1 protein-coding gene is annotated in these 734 nt (G+C 67.8%); it reads left to right on the forward strand.

Annotated elements, in window-relative coordinates:
* Nucleotides 1-284 precede the first annotated feature (284 nt).
* Nucleotides 285-734: AMP-binding protein (locus G7A99_RS22770; RefSeq protein ID WP_163144303.1), on the forward strand; the 450-nt coding region annotated here is incomplete at its 3' end.

Here is a 734-nt window from a genome sequence, read left to right on the forward strand (position 1 = left end):
CAGGTCGCCGCCCTGATCGAGGACGACGCCAAGGTCGAGGTCGAGACCACCGCCGTGGTACCGGACTGAGCCGTCCCGCGGCGCGCCGCCGCGGGATGCGGCGGCGCGTCAACGAAAACACTTTGCATATAAAAAAGTAAAATCTAAACTTTTGTCCCGTAACGCGGCTGACCGCCGCTGACGGGACGGATAACGACAATGCGGCCGCCGGGCCGCCACCCCACGTGGAGACCACCGCCCACGTGCGGCCCCGGACGGCACGCGGACAAGGGGAGAGAGGAGCAATGACGCGCCCGCTGCGGGATACGTTCGCGGACGAGCACCTGCCGCCACCGTCGCAATGGCCGGTCCTCGACCTGTCGCACCCGGCCTATCACTTCCCGGACCGGTTCAACTGCGTGACCGAGCTGCTCGACCGCTGGATCGAGCGCGGCCATGGCGGGCACCGCTGCCTGCTCACGCCGGATGCCACCTGGTCCTATAACGACCTCCACGAGACGGTGAACCGCCTCGCCAACTACCTCGTCTCCGGGATGGGGATGGTGCCGGGCAACCGCGTACTGCTGCGCGCCCCCAACAATCCGATGATGGTGGCCGCCTACCTGGCGGTGATGAAGGCCGGAGGCATCGCCGTGGGCACCATGCCCATGCTGCGCGCCGGCGAGCTGGCGCCGATCGTGGAAAAGGCGCGGATCACTCACGCCCTGTGCGACATCCGCCTCGCCGACGAGCTG

The sequence above is a fragment of the Arhodomonas sp. KWT genome (genome assembly GCF_010993615.1).